This is a genomic window from Mesorhizobium sp. M0894 (assembly GCF_040319725.1).
Classification (GTDB): Bacteria; Pseudomonadota; Alphaproteobacteria; order Rhizobiales; family Rhizobiaceae; genus Mesorhizobium.
On sequence record NZ_JAMYOG010000006.1, the window covers coordinates 105,926 to 131,204 of the forward strand.

The window sequence follows — 25,279 nt, forward strand, 5'->3', positions numbered from 1 at the left end:
GCTACTCGGCCGCCGCGCGGATGCCGGACGGCGTGTCGGGAAAGGCGCAAACAACCGTAGTGCCCTTGTCCCTGCCGGTCTCGATGCGGACGCTGCCGCCATGCAGTTCGACAAAGCTCTTGACGATCGACAGGCCGAGCCCGGCGCCGCGGCGGCGGCCGCCATTGGTGCGCGGCTCGAAGCGCCGGAACACCGAGTCAAGCAGGTCCGGCGGCATGCCAGGGCCGTCATCGTGAACGGAAAATTCCACGCCGTCGGCAAGTTGGCGGCAGGCGAGCGTTATGGTGCTCGCCTCCGGCGCGTAATTGGCGGCATTGCTGAGCAGATTGTAGAGGATCTGGCGGACCCGGATTTCGTCGCCGTGGAAGGTTTTCGGCGCGGCCGCTGCGTCGATCCTAAGCTTGATCGCATGTTCCTCCAGTCGGTCGGCGACCAGTTCGGCGGCGGCTGTAATGGTTCGATCGATGTGAACTTCGGAAATGTCGAGTTCCATGATGCCGGCATCCACCGTCGCCAGATCGAGGATGTCGTTGACGATGGTGAGCAGGACCGAGGAGGACGAGCCGACATGCCCGATATATTCGCGTTGCTTCTGGTTCAACGGACCAGTCGACGGCAGTGAAAGAAGCTCGGTAAAGCCGATGATGTTGGTGAGTGGCGAGCGCAGCTCATACGAGACGTGCTGCACGAATTCGTTCTTGATCTGGTCGGACTTTTGCAGCGCCTCATTCTTGTCCTTCAGCGCCCGCTCGACATTGACGCTGTCGGTAACGTCGACGAAGGTCATCATCACCTGGCCGTTGGGCAAGGGGATGACGGCGTAGCGCAAAACGGTGCCGTTGTTCAATTCGGTCTGGCCGTGGCGGTCGCGGCGCTCGTCGTCGAAGCCGGTGATGGCGGCAACGAACCCGCCCCACGGACTGTCGACGGCACGGCGGTCGCAAAGGTCGCGGATCGTCGAGACATGGACGTTGGGTTTTGAGGCATCGGCATCCAGCCCCCACAGTGCTGCGAAGGCCGGGTTGGACAATCTCAGCCTGCCGTCGGGACCGAATACAGCGACGCCTTCGGCAAGGTTGTCGAGCGTCTCGCCCTGAACCCGGACGGCGGTCTGGTAGCGGCTTTCAAGGTCCATCTTCTCGGTCAGGTTCTCGAACACCCAGGTGACGCCGCCCTTGGGCTGCGGGTTGGCGACGACGCGAATGGTCTTGCCGTCCGGCAGATGCCACCAATGCTCCTGCGATTCAACCGCGCGATAAGCGCCGAGCAAGCTCTCTTTCCAGCGCCGCCATTCGGGCTGCTCGGCAATCTTGCCTTCGCTGCGCAGGCGGTCGAGCAGCAAGGCGTTGTCCGGCGCGCTGTGCAGGAAGCCGCTGTCGAGGCCCCATAGTTTCTGGAACGCCTGATTGAAAAACCGCAATTTCTCGTCGGTATCGAAAATCGCCACGGCAGTGTTGAGCTGATCGAGCGTATCGGCGTGGCTCTGCACGGTCCGCTCATACTCGGCGCGAATGGCCTCGATGGCGCTGATGTCGCAGGCAAGACCAGCCGAACCATCCGCCCCGGCAAAGTCGGTCACGGCAAACATACGGCGGTCGCCTTCGATCACAGTGGAGAGCGTCTGTTCGAAGACGGGGTGCGACTTGTGCTGCGCAGCAATCGTGTCGCGCGCCTGGCCGCCGAGGAATTCCTTGCTGTCACGAACCGCCGATTCGGCATTCTCGGCCTCGACCGCTTCGGCATAGGCCCGGTTGACCCATTTCAGCCGCCCGTCGACGGTGCGTAGCCATGACGGCATCTTGAGCGCATCGAGAAGTCCGATCAGCGTCTCATGGTCGGCGGCCAAGCGCTGGTTCTCGATCTTCAGCCTGGCCTGGCTTCGCTGTGTCTCCGAAAGCGAGACGAAGCGAACCAATACATGCGCCGCACTCTTGCGGCCGTGAACCTCGAGCGGCTGGCCGGCCTGCGATTCGATGACCAGATCGAAGGGCTTTGCCTTGTCCCGCAGCGCCGCCACGGCATGTTCCAACGCGGCCGCCGAACGCGGCATCAGCCAGCGGCCGAAAGCCAGGAAGGCCGCCCGGTCCTCCGGCGCGCCGCTCTCGATCGGCAATGTTCCGACAAGCTCGGGTTTCTTGTTTTCGGCGGCCCATACGACCACGCGCTGGTCGCGGGAATGGAGCAGCGCCTCGGAGCGCTGCAGCGCGGCATTGACGTCGGCGATGCGGGTCCTGAGCTCGGCATTTTCCGCCGCGGTGCGCGCCCTTTCGCGGATCAGAAAGATGGCCGACAGCAATGCCGCCCCCATGACGCCGACAAACATGGCGAGTTGCATGACCTCGACCGTGCTGACCGACAGCCCGGCCTTTTGCGCCACGCGGGTTTGGGCATGTGCGGCAAAGCCAAGCAGCGGACCAACCAGCGCGGAAGAAGCAAGCAGCACCCCGACACGGCTGCCGGCACGGCATAAAAGGCTGCCGCCTCTGGCAGCGGAGCCCGTGATCGAATCGTTATGGCCGCCGGAAACGGCCTGTCCCGCGCAAGGCGGGTTATCCCCCGGCATGTCTTGGTCCTCTTCGCCGCCTGAATGCAGGACCGCCCTGATGCGTGCGCCCGGGCCTCGTCCCCGGACCGCGAATCAGCACCATAGCGCTTGCGCGAATCGGCGTGAAGAATCAATCAGCGCAAAAATAAAGCCGGGCGAAAAGTCAATCGCCCGGCTTCAATATCTAGTGGCAAGTTTCGCCGTGGTTAATAGCGGTAGTGTTCCGGCTTGAACGGTCCCTGCGGGGTGACGCCGATATAGGCGGCCTGTTCGCCGGACAGTTCGGTCAGGCGGGCACCGAGCTTGTCGAGATGCAGGCGCGCGACCTTTTCGTCGAGATGCTTCGGCAGGACATAGACCTGGTTCTCGTACTGACCGGGCTTGGTGTACAGCTCGATCTGGGCCAACACCTGGTTGGTGAAGGACGCCGACATGACGAAGCTCGGGTGGCCGGTGGCGTTGCCGAGGTTGAGCAGACGGCCTTCCGACAAAAGGATCATCCGCTTGCCGTCCGGGAAGGTGATCATATCGACCTGCGGCTTGATGTTGGTCCATTTCAGGTTGCGCAGCGACGCCACCTGGATCTCGTTGTCGAAGTGACCGATGTTGCCGACGATCACCATGTCCTTCATCAGGCGCATGTGGTCGAGGGTAACGACGTCCTTGTTGCCGGTGGTGGTGATGACGATGTCGGCCGTCGGTGCCGCGTCTTCGAGCGTGACCACCTCGAAACCGTCCATCGCTGCCTGCAGCGCGCAGATCGGATCGACCTCGGTGACCTTGACGCGGGCACCGGCACCCTTGAGCGAAGCCGACGAGCCCTTGCCGACGTCGCCATAGCCGCAGACGACCGCGACCTTGCCGGCCATCATCGTGTCGGTGCCGCGGCGAATGCCGTCGACAAGCGATTCCTTGCAGCCATATTTGTTGTCGAATTTCGACTTGGTGACGGAATCATTGACGTTGATCGCCGGGAACGGCAGCAGGCCTTTTTTCTGCAACTGATAGAGCCGGTTGACGCCGGTCGTCGTCTCTTCGGTGACGCCGCGGATCGCTTCCTTCTGCTTGGTGAAGAAGCCGGGCGATGCCTGCATGCGTTTCTTGATCTGGGCAAACAGGATCTCTTCCTCTTCGCTGCCCGGATTGGACAGCACATCCTCGCCGGCCTCGGCGCGGGCGCCGATCAGGATGTACATGGTGGCATCGCCACCGTCGTCGAGGATCATGTTGGAGGTGCCGCCATCGGCCCACTGGAAGATCTTGTCGGTGTAGACCCAATAATCCTCCAGCGTCTCGCCCTTGACGGCAAACACCGGAATTCCGGCCTCGGCAATGGCCGCGGCAGCGTGGTCCTGGGTCGAGAAGATGTTGCAGGAAGCCCAGCGGATATCGGCGCCGAGCGCCTTAAGCGTTTCGATCAGCACCGCGGTCTGGATGGTCATGTGCAGCGAGCCGGTGATGCGCGCGCCCCTGAGCGGCTTCTTGTCGCCGAATTCCTCGCGGCAGGCCATCAGGCCCGGCATTTCGGTTTCGGCGATCTCGATCTCCTTGCGGCCCCAGCCGGCAAGCGCGATGTCGGCGACCACATAATCCTTGCTACCCGTCATGGCAGTGCTCCGATGCGAATTGATTGCGGGACGCGCCCCGCCCCGAAGGCGTGTGGGAGGGCGCGAGTTGCCGGCCTGACTAGCAGATCGGGAGTCGGACGACAATGGGATATAAAGAAATCTTTATCCGTGCATGTCTTCAGCGGCAACCAACACGAGAGAGCGCCGTCAGCATTCCTCGCCAAAACGGGAAGCAACCAGTTGCTCCAGCGCATCGATGACCTCTTCGGCCTGCGGGCCGCTGGCGGTGACGCGGATCGAATAGCCGGGGCTCGCCGCCAGCATCATCAGGCCCATGATCGAGGTGCCGCCGACCTTGACGCCGTCCTTCTCGACCTGGACCGTGGCATTGAAGCCGCTGGCAATTTGAACGAACTTGGCCGAGGCGCGCGCGTGCAGGCCGCGCTGGTTGACGATCGGAAAGTCGCGAACGATCTTGTCCTTTTCCGGCAACAGCGCGCTCATTTGCTGCTCAGGAGCTGACTGGCGACGTTGATGTATTTGCGGCCGGCAGCCTGCGCCTCATCCAGCGCGGCCGCCATGTTGTCGCCTTTGCGAACGCTGGACAGCTTGATCAGCATCGGCAGGTTCATGCCGGCAATGACCTCGATGCGGCCGGATTCCATCACGGAAATGGCGAGGTTGGAGGGCGTGCCGCCGAACATGTCGGTCAAAACGATGACGCCTGATCCGGTATCGACGCGGCCGACTGCGTCGATAATGTCGCGGCGGCGTTGTTCCATATCGTCGTCGGCACCGATCGCCACGGTCTCGAAATTGTCTTGTGGCCCAACGACATGTTCCACGGCATTGCGGAACTCGGCGGCCAGTTGACCGTGCGTTACAAGCACGAGTCCGATCATTCTTTGGTGGCTCCCGTCATCGCCGCTTCACAGGCGCATTTTATGCTCGCCGACCGTTCCAGGTGGCGGGAGCGCTATCTTGTCGACGCAAGGCCCGTTGACAAGCCCAAAATTGCGCCGGCCCAGACCAATTTGACGCATTGCAGCAAAAAATCCAAATCGGATCAAAGGAAAGGCGCAATCGACAGGCGCGACATCACTGCCGGCAAGGCCGCCGCGACATTGCGCCCGGCAAGATCGATGCGCGGCACTGGTACGCCGAAAACGAGTTCGCTGCAGTCTTCCTGGAAGCGGGCCATTTTGCCGGCTGGCACCAGCCGGATAATGAGGTCGATCACGCAGCTTGGCTCGAATGGTATCGGCTTGGGGCCGAATCCCGGCACCTCGACGAGGCCGGCTATGCTGACTGGTGCGCGGCAGACCAGCCGCCCCTCGCAATCGGCAGCATAGAGCTGGTCATCGCCGATCAGCCGCGAAAACAGCCCGCGCTGGCTGCAATGATCGATCAAGGCGAGCGCCAGCGTCGTTTTGCCCAAGCCGGACGGTCCGGTGATGAGAATGCCGCAATCACCTATCAGGATGGCGGTGCCGTGAATGTTTTCAGGCTGCACAATAGGACCAGGCGTGATTGGAATTCATCCGTCAGCCTTCGGCCGGCAGCGTCACCACGAAGCGGGCGCCCTTGATCTCGCCAGGCTTGGTGCCCGGGATGTTCTCGGCGCTCAACGTGCCGCCATGGGCTTCGACGATCTGCCGGGATATCGACAGGCCAAGGCCCGAGTTCTGGCCGAACGCCTCGCCGGCCGGCCGGTCGGTATAGAACCGCTCGAAAATGCGATCGATGTTGTCGGCCCGGATGCCGGGGCCATTGTCGTCGACGGTGACGATGTTGAACTTGCCGGCGCGCGCCAGCGATATGGTGATGTGGCCACGTTCTTCGGGAACGAACGAGCGGGCATTCTCGATCAGGTTGGTGATCACCTGGCCGATCCTTAGATCATGGCCGACGACGAAGTAGCCTTTCACGCCCTGCGGCAGTTTGGCGACCTTGAATTCGATCTCGACCGCCTTCTTGTTGCGTGTGGCCTCGCGCGAGACGGCGACCAGATCGGTGATGAACTTCTTCAGGTCGACAGTTCCCGCGTCTTCCCGCGCCAGTTCGGCATCGAGACGGGAGGCATCGGAAATATCGGTGATCAGGCGGTCCAGGCGCCTCACATCGTGCTGGATGATATCCATCAGCCGGCTGCGCGAATTGTCGTTCTTGGCCAGCGGCAATGTCTCCACCGCGCTGCGCAGCGAGGTGAGTGGGTTCTTCAATTCATGCGAGACATCCGCGGCAAAACTTTCGATCGCCTCAATGCGGGCGTAGAGCGCATTGGTCATGTCGCGCACGGCGATCGACAAATTGCCGATCTCGTCCTGGCGGTCGGAGAAGTCGGGAATTTCCTCGCGGTTCTTGACACCGCGGCGAACCCTGACCGCCGCCGCGGAAAGCCGGCGCAGCGGGTTGGCGATGGTGGAGGCCAGCAGCATCGACAGGATAGCGGTAACCAGCGCGGCGATGCCGAACACGCGCAGGATCGCCTTGCGCTCGGCCGCGACGATCTTGTCGATGTCGCCACCTTCGGTCGACAGCATCAGTACGCCGAGAACGGCACGGAAGCGCTGGATCGGCACCGCCACGGAAACGATCTGCTCGCCCTGCTCCGAGATCCGCACGATCGTCGACGGACTGCCGGTAAGCGCCTTGACCACTTCGGGAAACGCAGCACCGTTGCCGCCCGGCTGCTCGCGATAGACGGGCAGCTGCTTATTGCGGAAGAAATCGAAGACGAATTTCTGGATGCGCTCCAGAAGATCCGGCTGCTCCTCTTCGACCGGCGGCAGATCGTAGCGAAGGATCTGACCGCGCGAATAGAGATGGCGGGAATCGAGCAGCAGGTTGGCGTCGCGGTCGTAAATGCGGGCGCGCGTGCGCGTCGGCGAGATCAACCGCCTGAGCACCGGCGCCACGCGCTCCGGATTGATCGGGAAATCGAGATTGTCGAGCTGATCGGAGCCCGGGCCGAGGCTTTCGCCAGCCTGCAACTCAAGCAGCTTTTCCGGATCGATGCTGATCGAATCGGTCTCGACCGTCGCCGATGCAGCAATCGCGCCGGCAATGATCTCGCCCTGGGTCATCAGGCTCTCGACACGGGCGTCGATCAGCCCGTCTCGAAAGGTGTTGAGGTAGAGAATGCCGGTGACCAGGACGGCCAGGCCGGCAAGATTGAGAAAGAGAATACGCCGCGTCAGGCTGGAAAAGATGTGATGGCCGAGAAACCGGCGCATCGGCACCGTGATTTTCGACACGAAGGCGGGCAGAATCCGCGGCGGGCGCCTGGCGGCGCCCGATCGTCTCACTCGCTCTACTTCCACTGCCATCGAATAGCAGCTCCCGCTCGACTCAAGCTTCGCGGAACCGATATCCGACTCCGTAAAGGGTTTCGATCATTTCGAAGTCATCATCGACGGCCTTGAACTTTTTGCGCAGCCGCTTGATGTGACTGTCGATGGTGCGGTCATCGACATAGACCTGCTCATCATAAGCCGAATCCATCAGCGCATCACGGCTTTTTACGACGCCTGGACGCTGGGCCAGCGAATGCAGGATGAGGAACTCGGTGACGGTAAGCGTCACCGGCTCGCCCTTCCAGGTGCAGGTGTGGCGCTCCTGGTCCATGACAAGCTGGCCGCGCTCAAGCGACCGAGCCTGCTGGTTGGGCGCCTTGGCGGCCGCCTCGCGGGTACTGGCGCGGCGCAGCACGGCGCGGACGCGCTCGACCAGAAGACGCTGCGAGAAGGGTTTGCGAATGAAGTCGTCGGCGCCCATCTTGAGGCCGAACAGTTCATCGATCTCGTCGTCCTTGGAGGTCAGGAAGATCACCGGCAGGTCGGATTTCTGGCGCATCCGGCGCAGCAGCTCCATGCCGTCCATGCGCGGCATCTTGATGTCGAGGATGGCGAGGTTCGGCGGGCGCGCCGCCAGTCCCTCCAGCGCCGACGCCCCATCCGTGTAGGTTTCAACCCGATAACCCTCGGATTCGAGGGCGATCGAAACCGAAGTCAGAATGTTGCGATCGTCGTCGACAAGCGCGATTGTTGCCATTTCAAGCGGCTCCCTCATGAGCTGTCCCTTCTTTCGTCGAGAAGGGGCTTTTGCAGGACAAATTAGGTACAAAATGTGGCATAGGCTCTATCCGCTGTCACGCGCGGCATGCCGGCAGCCACAATTGTACCTCGATATGGATTGGACGAATGAACATCGCCAATCCTTTGGGCAACCATCAGTGTTTTTGCACATATAAACGATTTAAACAACTTTCAAAATATTTAAATCGATTAATGATTTGATATCATTCGCCTTTTCTGGTTTTGACGTTTTTAGCTCCTGCAATGGGGGTTCCGGAATTCGCCGGTAAAGACGCGGTAAATCGAAGAAGGGACACCCATGTCGGAAGCCGGCAAACGCAATCCTGCATGTACAATCGATCGGATCGGCCTGAGAACCACGGGCGTGGTGCGCTATAATTTCGGCGCGGCCGCGCTCTACGAGGAGGCAATCCGCCGTGGCGAGGCCCGACTCACCGCGCATGGCGCGCTTGCCGCCGAAACCGGGCAGCACACCGGCCGCTCGCCCAGGGACAAATTCGTGGTGCGCGACGAAAGCACCGCGCCGCATGTATGGTGGGACAACAACAAAGCGATTTCGCCGGGGCAGTTCGATACGCTGCTCGCCGATTTTCGCGCCCATGCGGCTGGAAAGGACCTTTATGTGCAGGACCTGGTCGGCGGCGCCGACGAGGAGCTGAAGCTGCCGACCCGGGTGATCACGGAGCTTGCCTGGCACTCCTTGTTCATCCGCAATCTGCTCATCCGGCCGGCAGCCGCCGAACTCGAGCATTTCGTGCCCGATTTGACGATCATCGACCTGCCGTCGTTCCGCGCCGATCCCGCCCGCCACGGCACGCGCGGCGAAACGGTGATCGCCGTCGATCTTTCGCGCATGATCGTGTTGATCGGCGGTACCTCCTATGCCGGCGAGATGAAGAAGTCGGTATTCACCGTGCTCAACTATCTGCTGCCGGCAAAAGGCGTGATGCCGATGCATTGCTCTGCCAATGAAGGACTCGCCGGCGACGCGGCCGTCTTCTTCGGCCTTTCCGGGACCGGCAAGACGACGTTGTCGGCCGACCCGTCGCGCACGCTGGTCGGCGATGACGAGCATGGCTGGGGACCGCACGGCATCTTCAATTTCGAAGGCGGCTGCTATGCCAAGACGATCAAGCTTTCGGCCGAAGCCGAGCCGGAGATCTTCGCCACCACCCAGCGCTTCGGCACGGTGCTGGAGAATGTCGCGCTCGACGCCGGTCGCGTGCCGGATTTCGACGATGGCGGGCTGACCGAAAACACACGCTGCGCCTACCCGCTCCACTTCATTCCGAACGCCAGCAAGACGGGGCGCGCCAACCACCCGAAGAATATCATCATGCTGACCGCCGACGCGTTCGGCGTGATGCCGCCGATCGCGCGGCTGACCCCGGCGCAGGCGATGTACCATTTCCTCTCCGGCTATACCGCCAAGGTGGCGGGGACCGAGAAAGGCGTTACTGAACCCGAAGCGACATTTTCGACATGCTTCGGCGCACCGTTCATGCCGCGGCATCCGTCGGAATACGGCAATCTGCTGCGCGAGCTCATCGCCCGCCACGGCGTCGATTGCTGGCTGGTCAACACCGGCTGGACCGGCGGCGCTTACGGCACCGGCAAGCGGATGCCGATCAAGGCAACGCGGGCGCTGCTTGCGGCAGCACTCGACGGCTCGCTGAAAGCGGCCGACTTCCGGACCGACGCCAATTTCGGTTTCGACGTGCCGGTGACGGTTACCGGCGTCGACCGCGCCATTCTCGACCCGAGATCGACCTGGATCGACAAGCCCGCCTATGACCGGCAGGCGGCAAGGCTGGTTGGCATGTTCGTCGACAATTTCGAAAAGTTCGAGGCCCATGTCGACGCAACCGTGCTCGGCGCTGCACCACGCATGCAGGTAGCGGCTGAATAGCCGTCGCGCTTCAAGGCCCGGCTTCGATCGGGCCTTTTCTTTTTTCGCCTGCCGCGCCATGACTGCGGCATGAACGCCGACGAAAAAATCATCATCACCGACGATGCGGTGATTAATCCGGGTGACCTGCACGAGGACTTCATCCGTTCGTCCGGCCCGGGCGGCCAGAACGTCAACAAGGTGGCGACGGCGGTGCAATTGCGCTTCGATGCTGCCAATGCACCGGGCCTGTCGGAGCGTGTGCGCGAACGGACCATCAAGCTTGCCGGCCAGCGCGCCACCAAGGACGGCGTCATCGTCATCGAAGCCGGACGCTTCCGCACGCAGGAGCAGAACCGGGCGGACGCCCGGGCGCGGCTGACGGCACTGGTCGCCAAGGCCGCCGAACCGCCGCCACCGCCGCGCAAGAAGACAAGGCCGTCCAAGGGCGCGGTCGAAAGACGGCTGAAGAGCAAAGCCGGGCGCGGCTCGATCAAGAAAATGCGTGGCCGGGTCGAGGATGACTGACAGCCGAATCGGCTTCGGATCCCAGATCGCCGGTGTGAAATGTGCAGCCACTGCCGGAGGCGGCTTTCGGGTCGCCGTTTTCGTTTGACGGTGGCATTCTGATTTTCCAGACCAACGGATCAAGCGACCCGATGCTCGTGCTGCCCAAAGGCGTCCGCCATATGCCTGGTTACCTGTCGCGCGCCATGCAGGAAGTGCTGGTGGAAGATATCAGGGAGGTCGTGCAGGAAGCCCCGCTGTTCGTGCCGGCGATGCCGCGTACCGGCAAGGAGATGAGCGTGCGCATGACCAATTGCGGCCCGCTGGGCTGGGTCACCGACAAGGAGCACGGCTATCGCTACCAGCCGACTCACCCGGTGACCGGAAGGCCATGGCCGCCGATCCCGGAGATGCTGCTCGAACTGTGGCGGGACGTATCTGCCTATGCGCACCCGCCGGAGGCCTGCCTGGTCAATTTCTATTCCCAGGATGCCAAGATGGGTCTTCACCAGGATCGCGACGAGAGCGATTTCTCCGCGCCTGTCGTCTCGGCCTCACTCGGCGACGATTGCCTGTTCCGGGTCGGCCAGACCATGCGCGACGGCGCCACCAAATCGTTCAGATTGAAGAGCGGCGACGTCGTCGTGCTCGGCGGCGAAGGCCGCCTCTGCTTTCACGGCGTTGACCGCATCTACCCCTCGACCTCGGCATTGCTCAAGAACGGCGGCCGCATCAATCTGACGCTGCGTCGGGTGACGATGCCGAAATAGGCTGTTCGGGTGGCCGGTCGCCCGGCCGGACATAATCGTCGCGCAGATAGATGCGCTCGGTCTCGTCCTCGACGAGAATGCGATAGTGCGCCAGGATCGCGTCAAAGCCAAAACGCTCCATCAGTTGGCTTGTCCAAGGGCCATCATCTTTCCTGATAACTTTCGTAGAGATAATAATATCAGGGCGCAGACGCTCAAATTCTTGGCGTTTGCTTTCAGCGTAACGCTCCATGATCATCTCGTAATGCGTGGCTTGGGCGACGTCACGCGAAAGCGTGGCTTGCCGGGACAGAGCCATTGCAAACGCTCCAAGCCAGTCATTGGGATCGGCCGAAACGAACTGGCCGCCGATCATGCGGCTTAGTGGATGTCCAGTGTCTATATCTGGACTGATCAAGGCGACGTTTGGTCGATCGGTCGCGGCGCGTATCACGGCGACCAACACCGCGCCTGGCTTCTGAGTGCCCCAGTTCGGTAAGAAGGCAGCCACAATCGCCAGCGACACCAAGGCTCGCGGGGGAGCCGCCAGGCGGGAGAGCAGCCCTGCCGATTGCCGCTCGCTTCTCGGCAAGGCCAGCAAGCAAAGACTAGCCGCTACAGCGTAAAAAATCGATGGGTAGGCATGATACGTCCAGCCTTTGTCCTGGTAGAACAGCGGGAACAAGCCGGCAATAGATGCTGCCAGCGCTACGGCAGCCAGCTCTGGGAAATGGCCGACCGGCCACGACCACCAGCCGCGTCATGGTTTTTCCGAGGCCTTGCTCAATTCGGGTGGCCGGTCGCCCGACCGGACATAATCGTCGCGCAGATAGATGCGCTCGGTCTCGTCCTCGACGAGAATGCGGTAGTGCGCCAGGATGGCGTCAAAGCCAAAACGCTCTGTCAGTTGGCTTGTCCACATCGCGTTGTTTTTCTTGAAGACAATGATATCCGGGCGCAGACGCGCGAATTCTTTGCGTTTGCTTTCGACGTAACGCGCCATGATGGCCTGGTAACGCGTGGCTTCAGCGGTATCACCGGAAAGGGCTGCCTGCCGGGACAGGGAAAGCGCGAACACTCCGAGCCAATCGCTGACATGGGTCGAAACGAACTGCCCATCGATCATGCGGGTCAACGGATGTCCCGAGGACATATCCGAACTGATCAACGCAATAGTAGGCCGATCGGTCGCGGCGCGAATGGCGGCAACCAGCGCCGGCCCCGGTTTCTGGGTGCTCCAGTATGGCAAGAAAGCGATTGCCACCCCCGCCAGTGCCCAAGCTCGCGAAGGCGCCGTCACGAACGCCAACAGCTTCGACGGCTGCCGCACGATCCTGGGCACTGCCAGCAGGCACAAAATGGCTGCCACGGCGCAAAAGATCGCGGGATAGGCATGATAAGACCAGCCTTTCGCTTGGTAGAACAGGGGAAACATGCCGGCGATCGATGCAGCCAGCGCTACCGCCGCCAGCTCTGGAAACCGCCCGGCCGGCCACAGCCACCAAATCAGGAAGACGAGGAAACACCACGCGAAACCGTGGCCGATCACGATGGGCCAAAAGATGCCGAGCTTTCCATAAACATCCGCCAAGAGGGGATAGATGTCGCGCAGGAATTCCGGATGGATCAGCGTGACCGCGCCGAGATAGACAATGCAGATGCCGCCAATGACCCAGTGTTCCAGGGCGAAGATCGATTTCAGGCTGCGCCGGCGCACTGCAACGACCAGCGCTGGCGCCAACACCATGATCGCATAGTAGGGCTTGACCAGCAGCAAAATGCTGCCCGACAGGCCGGCGAGTACGGCGATCCCCGGGCCTGGTTGGGCGGCTGCATCTCTGCGCGCACGCCAGGCGTGAAGCGCAAGCAGCGGCATGAAAAGCGCCATGCCGATATGCTCTCGCTCGCTGAAGGCGTTGCCGGGGAAGATCACCAGCATTGCGCAAAACGCTGGCCCCAGTGCAAACAGTGATGCAGTTTCGGTGAAACCCCCGCGCTTGACGATCACGCCCGAGAGCGAAAGTCCGATAAGCACGGCAAGGTATGTCCAGGCCTCAACCAGGATTTCCGGGGCGGCGCCCAGCAATCTGGCCACAGCCACTGGCGGCAGATAGAGCCATACGCTGAATGGAGGGTTGGTCTCGTGGATCTGCGAGTAAAGCCGCTCACCGGAGAGCATCCGCTCGCATACCGTGATCAGCCAGCTAGTATCGGGAACAGTCCCCCAACGCCGCTGCCAGACGATGGAGAACACGGTGACTGCGGCAATGGCCAGGACATTGCGGCTAGGAAGCAGCGCCGCCGCGATATTCCGGCCGCGCCACCGGCTCAAGCCGTCAATGTCGTTCGAGACGCTCATGATGTTGCACCGAGGCTCTCGAGCTCGAGCCATACGTCGTCCAGCGGAGCGATTGGATCCAGCCGTGCCATGGTCTTCCGGGAGCCTCTGCTCAATTGGTTTGGAGCGGCGCAGGCGCCGTGTAACGCAGATAGACAGTGATTTCCGGCTCGTGGTGCAGCAGACGATAGTCGGCCAAGGCGGCTCCGATCCGCTTGTCCTGCAGCATCAGGGCTGTCCGCGCGGGCGAGCCTGACAGCACGACATCGGGCTTCTTCGCTGATATCTCGGCGGCGTATTCGCCGATCACCCGATCGCGGATGCTTTCAAGTTCCCGTCTCCGTTCGAGATCGCCGGTGGCGCGGGCGAGCGTGTCAGCGTTGGAGACCGCCCAGGCGCTCGGATGGCGTGATATGAACCTGCCGTCGACCAGCCTGGCGAGGGGATGGGCAACCTGCATCCGGTCGGCGATCGACATGATGGTCGGGGTTTCGACCGTTGCGCGGATCGCGGCGACAGAGCGCCCGATCGGGCCGTTGTCCGTCGTCAGCGCCGCGTACTGTGCCCTGACCGCTAGTTGCAGCACCAGCACGCAGCCGAAGATCAGGGCGGCCTTGCGAATGAAGCCTGCACTGCGGAATGTGCCGAACCGCAGAAGCTGGATGCCAAATGCAAGTGTTGCAACAACGACCATCGCCAGGGCGTGATTGGGCCAACCCTTGCCCATGACGATGAAGGCCGGAATGAACCCCAGTGCGGTCAGAAGCGGAATCCTGACGTCCCAGTTCGTCTGCCTCAGGCCGCCGGCCGCAAGCACGGTAGCGGCGGCCAGAAGCAGCACCACTTTCGGCCAGTTCGCCAGCATATCGGCGGTAGAGGCCCTCAACGGAAGATAGACCTCGCTGACCAAGGGCAGGACTTCGCTTAAATAAGCACGGTCGAAGAGCGCGATGGACGCGACATAGGCGGCCACGATCGTAGCGCCAAGCAGGTTCTCCACGACGAAGAGCGGTTTCAGCGACCGCCTTTCAACCGCAAGACAGAGTGACGGCAACATGAAGGCCAGCGCAAAATAGGGCGGCTTGACCATGACCACGATCGCCGCGCCGAAGCCCGCGACCATGTGCTCCAGGCGCGAGCCGGCGCTGAAATCCGGGTTCCGCTGACGTGTGCATTGCAACGCCACCCAAGGCAGAATGGCAATCAACGCGAAGTGCTCGCGTTGGCCGAATTGATCCGGCATGAAACAGAGAACCCAGCCCAGGGCCGCCGCTGCTGCCCAGAACGCATGGGGCTGCCGGTAAACCGGTTCATCGCGCGCGAGAATGCGGACAGAAACGAAAAGACTGGCCAGGCTCAGGCAAACGACACCAAGCGTCAGCCAGAATTCCGCACGTATGCCGGTGAGCTTTTCCAGGAGCATGAACGGCATGTAGAGCCAGATCGAGAAAGGTGGGTTGGTCTCCATGATGTCGGTGTTGAGCCGCTCTCCGCCAAGCAGCCGATCACAGACGACCAGAAGCCATGACACGTCGACATTGGTCGGTATCGCAATTGTTGTCAGCCAGACGGCGTATATGACGACCAGGCAGGCCAGCAGCAACGGGGCGCCCGCCACGCCCGCAAACGGCGAGAAACGGTTGGCACCGGGCAGCAGTTCACTGAGGGATCGCGCGCTAGAGACCACGAAACACCCAGCGTCCGAGGACGACATAGTTGATGACCGGCACGGCAATGCAGGTAAGCAGGATCGGGACTGCGGCAGGGACGCCGAGCATCTGGGTCAAAAGCCCCGGCAGGGCGATTGCGACAGCGAGGCCGGAAGCGGTGAGCAGGAGAAAGCGGGGCAGTTCCATCGCGTGGCTGCCGCCCGAGGTGAAGGTGAAATATTTATGCCCGGTGTAAGAAAACAGCGCGGCAACGGCGTAGGCCGCAAACGATGTGAGCGCCGCCGGCAGGGCCGCCGTCGCCTGCCCACGCGACAGCAGGAGAGCACAAACGGCATAGATCAGCGTCGACGCAATGCCAATTAGCGCAAAGCGCGATAGTCGACGATACGAACCGGTGCCCATTGCGCGGTCAAGCTGCCAATTTCTCGTCGAGGCGACCGGTTTCGACGGCGTCGTCCTTGCGGAATACCGCCAGCAGCGAAACACCGAAGGGCAGGCTTGCATTTGGTATGATGCGGCCTTCCGCCGAAAACACTGCCTTCATCGCCGCATTCAGTGGTTTCGACGGCGTTGCATGGCCGGCTGGCAAGGCGGGCTTGCGCAACCTATCCACCAGCCGTGCCAGTGCCGCTACAGGAAAGAGTGCGGCATTTGTGTAGCTCAGCCGGTCGATCCTGAAACCAGCCCTTTCAATTCGTTCACGCAGCAGATTGCGTGAATAGCGCCGCATATGATGCAGCCCCACATCATGCGTGCTCCACAACCATTGGTGTGCGGGCACCGTAAGGATGACGCTGCCGGCTGGTTTCAGCATCTGGCGGATCGCGGCAAGCGATGCCTCGTCTTCGGCGACATGTTCCAGCACGTCGAACAGGCAAACCAGGTCGCAGCTTTGCGGCGTGACAGGAATGTTGTCCGGCAGATGTCCGGCAAGGAAGTCGCGGCCGGTCTTTTCCCAGGCAATCCTGCGTGCGAGATCGCTCATCTCGACTGCCGTCACGGTGCCGAACTGCTCCAGCATCCGGATGTTGCCGCCGGTGCCGGCGCCGATCTCGACGATGCGCGCCTTTTCGGGCAGGTCGATGCTGCGAATGACCGCCTCTGCGATGGCGCGGCGCCCGCAGAACCACCAATGCTCGTCTTCGGTGGCGGCCATCTGTCGGTAGGCGTCGAGCTCCATTAGCTCATTCCCTCATATTTGCGGCGCACAATGTAGATCGGACGCTGCTTGATCTCGGCGTAGACCCTGCCGAGGTATTGTCCGATGATGCCGATGCCGAGCAACTGGATGCCGCCAAGAAAGAGAACGCTGACCAGCAGCGAGGCGTAGCCGGGCACATCAACGCCAAAGATCATTGTCTTGGCGACGATCAGCAGGCCGTAGAGGAACGACAGCGCGGAAATCGTCGCGCCGACATAGGTCCAGATTTCAAGCGGAGCGGTGGAGAAGCTGGTGATGCCTTCGAGCGCGAAGTTCCACAGCTTCCAGCCGGAGAATTTCGACTGGCCGGCGATCCGCTGATCGCGGACATATTCGACGCTTGCGGTGCGGAACCCGACCCAGGCGAACAGGCCCTTCATGAAACGACGGCGTTCGGGCAAAGACCGCAGCGCCTGGATGACCTGACGGTCGATCAAACGGAAGTCGCCGACATCGTGCGGGATCTTCTGCTGCGCGATCCAGTTGTGAACGCGGTAGAACATCGAGGCGGAGCGCTGCTTGAGAAAGCTGTCGCTCGACCGGTTGGCTCGCTTGGCAAGAACAACCTCGAACCCCTCGCGCCACTTTTCCACAAGCAACGGGATGACATGCGGCGGATCCTGCATATCGACGTCCATCGGGATCGCGGCATCGGCATCGCAGCTGTCGAGGCCCGCGGTCATCGCGGCTTCCTTGCCGAAATTGCGTGAAAGGTCGATTATGTGGATGCGAGGGTCTGCTTGTTGGGCTTCGATCAGCTTTTCGAGCGTCGTATCGCTGCTGCCGTCGTTGACGAAGATGAACTCGAGGGCAACGCCATTGTCCTTCAGCGGAGCGGTGCTTTCGCACACCGCCTTCAGGAACGGGGCAATCGCGCCTTCCTCATTGTGGACCGGCACGATCAGGGCAATCGTGGCGGCGCCGCTGCCCGGATGTGCGACGCGGTCCGCTGCCGGCCGATCAATATTTAGGAATGGCGCATTCATTGTTTGCCGAGCCCGCAGATCAGGCCTGACAATAGGAAGACGGGGTTAAGATGACTTTAAGGAATGAATCGGGATTTCACAGTTTTCGGAGCGCCACTTCCTCGACCAGATGATTGGCGCCCTTGCGCAGGATGAGATCGGCGCGGGCGCGGGTCGGCAATATATTCTCGCGCAAGTTCTTCAGGTTGATGTTGGTCCACAGGCCCTCGGCGATGGCGCGGGCCGCATCCTCGGAAAGTTGCGAATAGCGGTGGAAGAAGGAGGCTGGGTCGCGGAAGGCGGTTTCGCGCAGCCGCATGAAGCGGGCGATATACCAGTGATGGATAAGCGCCTCCTCGGCATCGATATAGATGGCGAAGTCGAAGAAATCTGACAGGAAAGGCACGATCTTGCCGTCCTTCGGCAGCTTGCCAGGTTGCAGGACATTGATGCCCTCGAAGATCAGGATGTCCGGCCTGTCGATGGTCTGGAACTCGCCCGGGATAACGTCATAGGTCAGGTGCGAATAGACCGGCGCGCGGACGTTGCGCTGCGCCGATTTGATGCCGGACAGGAAACGCAGCAGCGCGCCGACGTCGTAGCTGTCGGGAAAGCCCTTGCGCTCCATCAGATTGTTGCGGCGCAGGACTTCGTTCGGCAGCAGGAAACCGTCGGTGGTGACCAGATCGACCTTGGGACTCGACGGCCAGCGCGCCAGCAGCTCCTTTAGCACGCGCGCCGTGGTCGATTTGCCAACCGCCACGGAACCGGCAATGCCGATGATGAACGGTGTCTTGGCCACGTCCAGCGCGTTGAAAAAAACCTGGCGTTGCCTGAACAGGAGTTGACTGGCTTCGACATGGGCCGACAACAGCCGCGACATCGAAAGGTAGATGCGCTCGACCTCGTGGAGATCGACCGGATCGTTCAGCGACCGCAGACGACGGACCTCGTCCTCGGTGAGCGTCATCGGCGTATCGGCGCGGAACCGCGACCATTGCTCCGCCGAGAAGAACCGATAGGGTGAATACTTCTCGGTAGGAGCGAGCTGGTCCATCGAGTTCCTCCGCAGCGATCAGCCCCGGTCCAGCCGAGACGCCTTTTCGGCGATGCCCGAACGACCGGTGCGGCGTTCAAGCTCGTTGAGCACATCGCTCAGCGGAATGTCCGCTATGCCGAGAACGACAAGCCAATGATAGATGAGATCGGCGCTTTCCGAAACAAGCGCGTCCCGGTCGGCGCTGACGGCTGCGATCACCGTTTCGACCGCCTCTTCGCCGAGTTTCTGCGCTGCCTTGCTCATGCCGCGCTGAAAGAGCTTGGCCGTCCACGAATCCGGATCGCCGGAACGTGCGCGTTCGCCAATGATCTTCTCCAGATCGGAGAGTGAGAACTCGGTCATAACGGCGTTTACAGCCTCTTCTTAGCCGGAAAGGCTCTAGGACCGATTACCCGGCGAGTCCAGCCGCATCGGCAGTCCGGCCTGAGCCATATGCATCTTGGCTTCGGCGATGCTGTAGGTGCCGAAATGGAAGATCGAGGCTGCCAGCACCGCGCCCGCATGGCCGTCGCGAATGCCTTCGACCATGTGATCGAGCGTGCCGACGCCACCGGAAGCGATGACCGGCACGCGTACGGCGTCGGCGACCGCGCGGGTAAGCGCTATGTCGTAGCCGGCCTTGGTGCCGTCGCGGTCCATCGACGTCAACAGGATCTCGCCGGCGCCGAGATCGACGATCCGCCGAGCGAACTCGACGGCATCGATGCCGGTCTTCTCGCGGCCGCCATGGGTGAAGATCTCCCAGCGATCAGCCTCGCCCGCAGCGGACACTTTCTTGGCGTCGATGGCGACGACGATGCACTGGTTGCCAAACTTGTCGGCAGCCTCGGCGACAAAATTTGGGGTTTTCACCGCCGCCGTATTGATCGACACCTTGTCGGCGCCGGCCAGAAGCAGCTTCCTGATGTCGGCGACCTGGCGGACGCCACCACCGACAGTCAGCGGCATGAAACATTGTTCGGCCGTTCGGGTAATGACATCGAAGATGGTCTCGCGGTTTTCCGACGAGGCAGTGATGTCGAGAAAGCAGAGCTCGTCGGCGCCGGCCGCGTCATAGGCTTTTGCCGCTTCGACGGGATCGCCGGCATCGACCAGGTCGACGAAATTGACGCCCTTGACGACGCGACCGTTCTTGACGTCGAGACAGGGGATGACGCGGGCTTTCAGCATCAGATCCTCTCGATCGCCGCAAGAAAGTCGACAAGCAGCTGGCCGACGACGGACGGAACCTCGGACTGGGAATCAAAGGCCGGATCGTAGGCCGAGAGCGTCACGCCCACGATCGGGATGGATCTGGCCAGCCCGCAGGCAAGCTGCCGCAGCTGTTCCGGACTCGGACCGCCCGGATGCGTGTAGCGGTTCACCTGCAGCACATCCGGATCGAGGACATCCAGGTCCAGATGCAGATGTCCCCGAACAGCCCCTGCCGCTGTGAGCTTTCCCACCATATCGAGCGCACCGGCACATTCGGCGCGCACGATCGGCAAAGTTTCCAGCAGGCGCTTTTCGTCGGGATCGAGGTCGCGGGCATCGACCAGCATGCAGTGCGCCGGGTCCATCGGCCGGAATCCCGGAATTGCTGCCGCCATCGGACGCCAGCAGAGCCCGAGTGTCGCCGCCAGCGCCATGCCGTCGAGAAAGCCGTAGGCGGACGTCTCTGGCGTGTTGAGATCGCCATGCTGATCGATCCAGATAATCGAATCCGCGTCTTCACCGGCAACCGCACCGGCGGCGGTCAGGCAATTTCCAGCAAGGACAATGGGGAAGCCTCCTCCGTCGCGGGCGAGGCCGACCTTGGCCGCGACGGCGTTGCAGACGGCGAAGCCGGTTGCGATTTCGCGCCCCTGCTCGTCTCCCACCTTGCCGATATCTTCGACGGCGACGTCATGGCCGGCCACGGTCAGAGCTTCGACGAGCCCACCGCCGATGATGGCGTCCGGCCCCTGGCCGCACCCTTCATGATGGTGCCCGCTGTCATAGGGGGCGAGGATAATCGAGACTTTCATGATGACGCCCCTGCCATCGGTTTGCCACGCAGGATCGCCAGTGCCTCGGCCGGGTCGATGCGGCCGTCGTAGAGCGCGCGGCCGGAGATCGCGCCTTCGAGCTTCCGCGCATCGGGCATGGTCATGCGCACAATGTCGGCGATCGAGGCGAGCCCGCCCGAGGCGATGACCGGGATCGAAACCGCCTCGGCGAGATCGATGGTGGCGTCCCAGTTGATGCCGGTCAGCACCCCGTCTCGATCAATGTCGGTGTAGATGATGGCAGCAACGCCGGCGCCCTCGAATTTCCTCGCCAGTTCGATGACGCCGAGGCTCGAGGCCTCCGCCCAGCCTTCGACCGCGACCTTGCCGCCCTTGGCGTCGATGCCGACGGCGATCTTGCCCGGGAATGCCTTGCAAGCCTGCCTGACCAGATCCGGATCGCGCACCGCCACAGTGCCAAGAATGACGCGGGCCAGCCCACGGTCGAGCCAGTCCTCGATCTGCGCCAGAGTGCGGATGCCGCCGCCGAGCTGCACCGGGTTGTTCGTCGCCTTGAGGATGGCGCCGACTGCCGCGCTGTTGACGCTCTGGCCCTTGAAGGCGCCGTTGAGGTCGACGACGTGCAGCCATTCGAAGCCCTGCTCTTCGAAGGCGCGCGCCTGAGCGGCGGGATCGTCATTGTAGACCGTCGCGGTCGCCATGTCGCCATGCTTGAGGCGCACGCATTTGCCGTCCTTGAGGTCTATCGCCGGAAACAGGATCACCTTCAGGCGCCTTCGACGATGACAAAGTGGCCGGTCGAGCCGGCGAGCCTGTACTTCAAGGCCTCCTGGTATTCAGGCGAGCCGTAGCAGGCGATCGCCGTCTCGTAGGATTCGAATTCCACCAGCACGTGGCGATTGCCTGTCGGCCCTTCCGGGCTGGTATACCGTCCGGCGCGCACGGGAAACTTCGCGCCGTATTTCGCAAAAGCCGCGGCATTGGCCTCGATGTACTGCTTGTAGACCTCGGGGTCGCGGACATCGACCATCGCCATCCAATAGCCCTTCTTGCTCATGACCTAGGGCCTCCATTGCAGGAAGTTGGTGATCAAAGCGAGGCCGAGCGCCTGGCTCTTCTCGGGGTGGAATTGCGTTCCGGCGAGATTGCCGCGGGCGACAGCGGCCGTCACCGGGCCACCGTAGTCGGCGACCGCCAGCACCTCGTCCTCCTTCCGTGCATCGAGATGGTAGGAGTGGACGAAGTAGGCGTGCAGCCCCTTCCCGCCCGTCGCAATGCCGGAAAACAGCGGATGCTTGCGCTTCAGGTCAATCGTGTTCCAGCCGATCTGCGGGATCTTCAGTGTCGGATCGGCCGGCGTGATCTCCTTGACGTCGCCGGCGATCCAGCCAAACCCTTTCGTAACCGTTTTTTCCAAGCCTCGCTCCGACATCAGCTGCATGCCAACGCAGATGCCGAGGAACGGCCGTCCCTTGACGATCGCGACCTCCTCGACCGCTTCCCACATGCCGGCCACAGCGCGCAGTCCAGCGGCGCAATCGGCATAGGCGCCGACGCCGGGCAGGACGATGCGGTCGGCGGTCCTGACCCGCTCGGCATCGGCTGTGAGTTCAATCGCGGCGGCAATGCCGGATCCATGAGCGGCACGCTCGAAGGCCTTGGTGGCCGAGCGCAGATTGCCCGACCCGTAATCGATGATCGCGACCCGCATCTCAGCGCTTTCCCGGAATATGGGTCAGCCCCAGTGCCATGCCCATCGGCGTCGGCCGGGCAAGTGTTGCGTCCGGGACGATGCGCTGTGCGGGGGACTGTGCATTCGAATCCGCATCGGTTTCCAACGCATAGCGAATGTCGGCATCGTCGAGCCTGTCGGCCTCGACGACACCCCATTCACGCCAGCCACGGCGGCGCAGTGCTGCGATCCGCAGGGCCTGCCCTTCCAGTCCGACAAAGAGCATGACAAGGAGGGACAAAAGCGAGCCTGCGCTTTCCAGGCCCAGGCTTTCGCCCAGCATCGAAAGCAGGCCCATGGCGACAAAGGCCAATGCCGCCTCGACCCACAGCCGGTGCCAGGCCAGCCACAGCGGCGGCAATAGGAAGCCGAGCCAGGCAAAGCCGTCACGGACAAAGGTGGTGTCCACCCTTTCGCTGCGGCCTGGCGGTTCCATCGCGACATAGATGGCCATGGCGCTACCCTTTCAGGGATCCCTTGGTGGAGGGAACCGCGTCCGGCTGGCGCGGGTCGCGCTCGAGCGCCGAACGCAGCGCACGCGCCACGGCCTTGAAGCAGGTCTCGGCAATGTGGTGGTTGTTGGCGCCGTAATGATTGGTGACATGCAGCGTGATGCCGGCATTCTGCGCCAGCGCGTGGAAGAATTCGCGCACCAGCTCGGTGTCGAACGTACCGATGTTCGGCGATGAGAACGAAACATTCCAGACCAGAAAAGGCCGGCCGGAGACGTCGATCGCCGCCCGCGTCAGCGTCTCGTCCATGGCGAGATCGATCGAAGCATAGCGCATGATGCCGCGCCGCTCGCCCAATGCCTTGGCCAGCGCCTGCCCAAGCGCGATACCAGTATCCTCGACCGTGTGGTGGTCGTCTATGTGCAGGTCGCCCTTGGCCTTCACCGTCATGTCGATCAGCGAATGGCGCGATAACTGGTCCAGCATATGGTCGAAGAAGCCGACGCCCGTCGAAATGTCGCATTTGCCCGAGCCGTCGACCTGAACCGACACGGAGATGTCGGTTTCCTTGGTCTTGCGGCTTATCTCGGCGGAACGGGGCACCATGACCTCATCCTTGTCTCAGATTTGCACGATTCAGGCGTTCACATGCCTGAAAACGAAAGCCTTCTAGCAGCATGATCCGGCGATTGCCAGTTACCGCTGCGGAGCACTATCCGGCCCGGTGGATGGCCGGTTTGCAATCGTCTGGCCTATGCATACATATGGCCGATCAAGTCACTCGTAACGCGCCAATCGCCTTGATGGGATCGGTGCTGACCGGAGCAGAAAATGTCTAATGAACTGACCATGCATGCCACGACCATCCTAACCGTGCGCAAGGGCGGCAAAGTGGTGATCGCCGGCGACGGCCAGGTCAGCCTCGGCCAGACCATCATGAAGGGCAACGCCAAGAAGGTGCGCCGCATCGGCAAGGGCGGCAACGTCATTGCCGGCTTCGCCGGCGCCACCGCCGATGCCTTCACGCTGCTGGAGCGGCTCGAAGCCAAGCTCGAACAATATCCCGACCAGCTGACACGCGCCTGCGTCGAGCTCGCCAAGGACTGGCGCACCGACCGCTATTTGCGCCGGCTGGAAGCAATGATGCTGGTGGCCGACAGGTCGGTGTCGCTGGCGCTGACCGGCACCGGCGACGTGCTGGAGCCCGAATTTGGCGTGATGGCCATCGGCTCCGGCGGCAACTACGCGCTGGCCGCGGCCCGCGCCCTGATGGATACCGATAAGGACGCCGAGGAGATCGCCCGCAAGGCGATGCAGATCGCGTCCGACATTTGCGTCTACACCAACAACAGCTTCGTCGTCGAAACCCTCGATGCCGCCTGAGCGGAGCCTCCGCTACGGTTTTCGGCCGGTGACCGAGAGGGACCTGCCGATGATCGCCGGCTGGCTTGCCGAGTCGCATGTCACCGAATGGTGGAACGACCCAGAGACCGAGATCGCGGAGATCCGCGAGCATATCGACAGCATTTCGGTCGAGCCGCTGATTATCGAGCTCGACGGCAAACCCATCGGCTATTTGCAGAGCTACGATCCGCATCTGGAGGACGGTCATCCCTATAGCGACCAGCCGTTCGGCACGCTCGGCATCGATCTGTCGATCGGCGTGCCGGAGCTTGTCGGGACCGGCCACGGCTCGGCGATCGTCCGGCAGTTCGTCGAGCAGCTTTTCGAGGAAGGTGCGCCGCGCGTCATCATCGACCCGGACCCGGCCAATGCACGGGCTATCCGTGCCTATGAAAAAGCCGGTTTCAGGGCTATCGATCGCAGGAAGTCGGAATATGGCGATGCCGTGCTGATGGCGATTGATGCCCCAGAGGGTGATGCCGAACAGGGTGACGCAGAAGAGGGGCAATAGCAGCATGAGCGTATCCAGCGACAAAACCGTCTCGGCCTACGAAGACAGTTGGCGAATGGGGCTTCTGTTGGTTCTCGGTCTGGTCATATTCCAGGCAGGGGTCCTCTACGGCATGGGGCGGACGCCGATTTGCACCTGCGGCTACGTCAAGCTGTGGCACGGCATCGTGCAGAGCTCCGAGAATTCCCAGCATATCTCCGACTGGTACAGCTTCTCGCACATCATTCACGGCTTCCTGTTCTATGCGCTGGCGTGGTTTCTTTTCCCGCGCTCGCCGATCGGGCTCAGGCTGGCCTTTGCGGTGGTGATAGAGGGCGGCTGGGAGCTGCTCGAGAACAGCCCTTTCATCATCGATCGCTATCGCGCCGGCACGATCTCGCTCGACTATTATGGCGACAGCGTCATCAATTCGGTGTCGGACACGCTGGCCATGGTGCTGGGGTTTGTCATGGCGCGAAGGCTTCCTATATGGGTGATCGTAACCCTCGCCCTCATCTTCGAATTCGGTGTCGGCTATCTCATCCGGGACAATCTGACACTCAACGTGATCATGCTGCTGCATCCGTTCGAGTCCATTCGGCAGTGGCAAAGTGGAATTTAGTGA

At 62.1% G+C, this 25,279-nt stretch carries 28 protein-coding genes; 6 read left to right on the top strand and 22 right to left on the bottom strand.

What is annotated here, in order from left to right; genetic code table 11:
- Position 1 precedes the first annotated feature (1 nt).
- The 7 genes from NKH91_RS13865 to NKH91_RS13895 all read right to left on the bottom strand — a co-directional run bounded on the left by NKH91_RS13865 (position 2) and on the right by NKH91_RS13895 (position 8,166).
- A complete protein-coding gene (locus tag NKH91_RS13865; RefSeq protein ID WP_352484479.1) occupies positions 2 to 2,563 on the bottom strand; it encodes a sensor histidine kinase in 2,562 nt (853 codons plus the stop codon).
- Positions 2,564 to 2,751: 188 nt separating this feature from the next.
- A complete protein-coding gene (gene ahcY / locus NKH91_RS13870; protein WP_352495247.1) occupies positions 2,752 to 4,152 on the bottom strand; it encodes an adenosylhomocysteinase in 1,401 nt (466 codons plus the stop codon).
- A gap of 168 nt (positions 4,153 to 4,320) precedes the next feature.
- Entirely contained in the window at positions 4,321 to 4,617 is a 297-nt protein-coding gene (locus NKH91_RS13875; protein WP_023718281.1) for an HPr family phosphocarrier protein, read from the bottom strand.
- Positions 4,614 to 5,015, bottom strand: a complete 402-nt coding sequence (locus NKH91_RS13880) for a PTS sugar transporter subunit IIA (protein ID WP_023718280.1) — start codon at positions 5,013 to 5,015, stop codon at positions 4,614 to 4,616. The genes NKH91_RS13875 and NKH91_RS13880 overlap by 4 nt, the downstream gene beginning before the upstream one ends.
- A 164-nt stretch (positions 5,016 to 5,179) precedes the next feature.
- Positions 5,180 to 5,626, bottom strand: coding sequence for an HPr kinase/phosphorylase (locus NKH91_RS13885; RefSeq protein ID WP_023718279.1), 447 nt, complete (start codon positions 5,624 to 5,626; stop codon positions 5,180 to 5,182).
- Between the two features lie 31 nt (positions 5,627 to 5,657).
- Complete coding sequence (locus tag NKH91_RS13890) at positions 5,658 to 7,442, bottom strand: sensor histidine kinase (protein ID WP_352484482.1); 1,785 nt, start codon at positions 7,440 to 7,442, stop codon at positions 5,658 to 5,660.
- A 22-nt stretch (positions 7,443 to 7,464) separates the two neighbouring features.
- The gene (locus tag NKH91_RS13895) at positions 7,465 to 8,166 is read right to left on the bottom strand and encodes a response regulator transcription factor (RefSeq protein WP_023677547.1); all 702 of its coding nucleotides are present in this window, start codon (positions 8,164 to 8,166) and stop codon (positions 7,465 to 7,467) included.
- A 342-nt stretch (positions 8,167 to 8,508) separates the two neighbouring features.
- On the opposite strand from NKH91_RS13895, the gene NKH91_RS13900 reads away from it, so the two are divergent.
- The 3 genes from NKH91_RS13900 to NKH91_RS13910 all read left to right on the top strand — a co-directional run bounded on the left by NKH91_RS13900 (position 8,509) and on the right by NKH91_RS13910 (position 11,375).
- Positions 8,509 to 10,119, top strand: a complete 1,611-nt coding sequence (locus NKH91_RS13900; protein WP_352484483.1) for a phosphoenolpyruvate carboxykinase — start codon at positions 8,509 to 8,511, stop codon at positions 10,117 to 10,119.
- Positions 10,120 to 10,188: 69 nt separating this feature from the next.
- Positions 10,189 to 10,626, top strand: coding sequence for an alternative ribosome rescue aminoacyl-tRNA hydrolase ArfB (arfB, locus tag NKH91_RS13905; protein ID WP_023718277.1), 438 nt, complete (start codon positions 10,189 to 10,191; stop codon positions 10,624 to 10,626).
- Positions 10,627 to 10,757: 131 nt separating this feature from the next.
- The gene (locus tag NKH91_RS13910) at positions 10,758 to 11,375 is read left to right on the top strand and encodes an alpha-ketoglutarate-dependent dioxygenase AlkB (RefSeq protein WP_352484500.1); all 618 of its coding nucleotides are present in this window, start codon (positions 10,758 to 10,760) and stop codon (positions 11,373 to 11,375) included.
- Here the strand turns inward: NKH91_RS13910 and NKH91_RS13915 are convergent.
- From NKH91_RS13915 to hisB, 15 genes are all read right to left on the bottom strand, one after another.
- Positions 11,338 to 12,039, bottom strand: coding sequence for a hypothetical protein (locus NKH91_RS13915; RefSeq protein WP_352484484.1), 702 nt, complete (start codon positions 12,037 to 12,039; stop codon positions 11,338 to 11,340). The genes NKH91_RS13910 and NKH91_RS13915 overlap by 38 nt on opposite strands.
- Positions 12,040 to 12,114: 75 nt before the next feature.
- The gene (locus tag NKH91_RS13920) at positions 12,115 to 13,608 is read right to left on the bottom strand and encodes a hypothetical protein (protein ID WP_352591231.1); all 1,494 of its coding nucleotides are present in this window, start codon (positions 13,606 to 13,608) and stop codon (positions 12,115 to 12,117) included.
- 196 nt (positions 13,609 to 13,804) lie between these two features.
- The gene (locus NKH91_RS13925; RefSeq protein WP_023718273.1) at positions 13,805 to 15,295 is read right to left on the bottom strand and encodes a hypothetical protein; all 1,491 of its coding nucleotides are present in this window, start codon (positions 15,293 to 15,295) and stop codon (positions 13,805 to 13,807) included.
- Between the two features lie 73 nt (positions 15,296 to 15,368).
- Positions 15,369 to 15,764 carry a GtrA family protein gene (locus tag NKH91_RS13930; protein WP_023718272.1) on the bottom strand — a complete coding sequence of 132 codons (396 nt, stop codon included), beginning with the start codon at positions 15,762 to 15,764 and terminating at the stop codon, positions 15,369 to 15,371.
- Positions 15,765 to 15,771: 7 nt separating this feature from the next.
- A complete protein-coding gene (locus NKH91_RS13935; protein WP_023718271.1) occupies positions 15,772 to 16,542 on the bottom strand; it encodes a class I SAM-dependent methyltransferase in 771 nt (256 codons plus the stop codon).
- Positions 16,542 to 17,549, bottom strand: a complete 1,008-nt coding sequence (locus NKH91_RS13940; RefSeq protein ID WP_031193759.1) for a glycosyltransferase family 2 protein — start codon at positions 17,547 to 17,549, stop codon at positions 16,542 to 16,544. The genes NKH91_RS13935 and NKH91_RS13940 overlap by 1 nt, the downstream gene beginning before the upstream one ends.
- A gap of 76 nt (positions 17,550 to 17,625) precedes the next feature.
- Positions 17,626 to 18,585 carry a type I pantothenate kinase gene (gene coaA, locus NKH91_RS13945; RefSeq protein ID WP_023718269.1) on the bottom strand — a complete coding sequence of 320 codons (960 nt, stop codon included), beginning with the start codon at positions 18,583 to 18,585 and terminating at the stop codon, positions 17,626 to 17,628.
- 18 nt (positions 18,586 to 18,603) lie between these two features.
- Positions 18,604 to 18,930 carry a phosphoribosyl-ATP diphosphatase gene (locus tag NKH91_RS13950; RefSeq protein WP_254815934.1) on the bottom strand — a complete coding sequence of 109 codons (327 nt, stop codon included), beginning with the start codon at positions 18,928 to 18,930 and terminating at the stop codon, positions 18,604 to 18,606.
- 36 nt (positions 18,931 to 18,966) lie between these two features.
- Positions 18,967 to 19,761 (bottom strand): imidazole glycerol phosphate synthase subunit HisF, encoded by a 795-nt coding sequence (gene hisF / locus NKH91_RS13955; protein WP_023718267.1) that lies wholly within the window; start codon positions 19,759 to 19,761, stop codon positions 18,967 to 18,969.
- Positions 19,758 to 20,594, bottom strand: a complete 837-nt coding sequence (locus tag NKH91_RS13960; protein WP_023718266.1) for an arginase family protein — start codon at positions 20,592 to 20,594, stop codon at positions 19,758 to 19,760. The genes hisF and NKH91_RS13960 overlap by 4 nt, the downstream gene beginning before the upstream one ends.
- Positions 20,591 to 21,340 (bottom strand): 1-(5-phosphoribosyl)-5-[(5-phosphoribosylamino)methylideneamino]imidazole-4-carboxamide isomerase, encoded by a 750-nt coding sequence (gene hisA, locus NKH91_RS13965; protein ID WP_023718265.1) that lies wholly within the window; start codon positions 21,338 to 21,340, stop codon positions 20,591 to 20,593. The genes NKH91_RS13960 and hisA overlap by 4 nt, the downstream gene beginning before the upstream one ends.
- 2 nt (positions 21,341 to 21,342) lie before the next feature.
- Positions 21,343 to 21,633, bottom strand: coding sequence for a DUF1330 domain-containing protein (locus tag NKH91_RS13970; RefSeq protein ID WP_352484487.1), 291 nt, complete (start codon positions 21,631 to 21,633; stop codon positions 21,343 to 21,345).
- Between the two features lie 3 nt (positions 21,634 to 21,636).
- A complete protein-coding gene (gene hisH, locus NKH91_RS13975) occupies positions 21,637 to 22,287 on the bottom strand; it encodes an imidazole glycerol phosphate synthase subunit HisH (RefSeq protein ID WP_352884842.1) in 651 nt (216 codons plus the stop codon).
- Position 22,288: 1 nt separating this feature from the next.
- The gene (locus NKH91_RS13980; protein WP_352847661.1) at positions 22,289 to 22,762 is read right to left on the bottom strand and encodes a DUF2628 domain-containing protein; all 474 of its coding nucleotides are present in this window, start codon (positions 22,760 to 22,762) and stop codon (positions 22,289 to 22,291) included.
- Positions 22,763 to 22,766: 4 nt separating this feature from the next.
- Positions 22,767 to 23,366, bottom strand: coding sequence for an imidazoleglycerol-phosphate dehydratase HisB (gene hisB, locus NKH91_RS13985; RefSeq protein ID WP_352884841.1), 600 nt, complete (start codon positions 23,364 to 23,366; stop codon positions 22,767 to 22,769).
- A 225-nt stretch (positions 23,367 to 23,591) separates the two neighbouring features.
- Here hisB and hslV point away from each other — a divergent pair, with 225 nt between their 5' ends.
- The 3 genes from hslV to NKH91_RS14000 are packed head-to-tail and all read left to right on the top strand — an operon-like array spanning position 23,592 to position 25,276.
- The gene (hslV, locus tag NKH91_RS13990; RefSeq protein WP_023718260.1) at positions 23,592 to 24,143 is read left to right on the top strand and encodes an ATP-dependent protease subunit HslV; all 552 of its coding nucleotides are present in this window, start codon (positions 23,592 to 23,594) and stop codon (positions 24,141 to 24,143) included.
- Positions 24,133 to 24,675 (top strand): GNAT family N-acetyltransferase, encoded by a 543-nt coding sequence (locus NKH91_RS13995; RefSeq protein ID WP_352484491.1) that lies wholly within the window; start codon positions 24,133 to 24,135, stop codon positions 24,673 to 24,675. The genes hslV and NKH91_RS13995 overlap by 11 nt, the downstream gene beginning before the upstream one ends.
- Positions 24,676 to 24,679: 4 nt before the next feature.
- Positions 24,680 to 25,276 carry a DUF2585 domain-containing protein gene (locus NKH91_RS14000; RefSeq protein ID WP_023718258.1) on the top strand — a complete coding sequence of 199 codons (597 nt, stop codon included), beginning with the start codon at positions 24,680 to 24,682 and terminating at the stop codon, positions 25,274 to 25,276.
- Positions 25,277 to 25,279 lie beyond the last annotated feature (3 nt).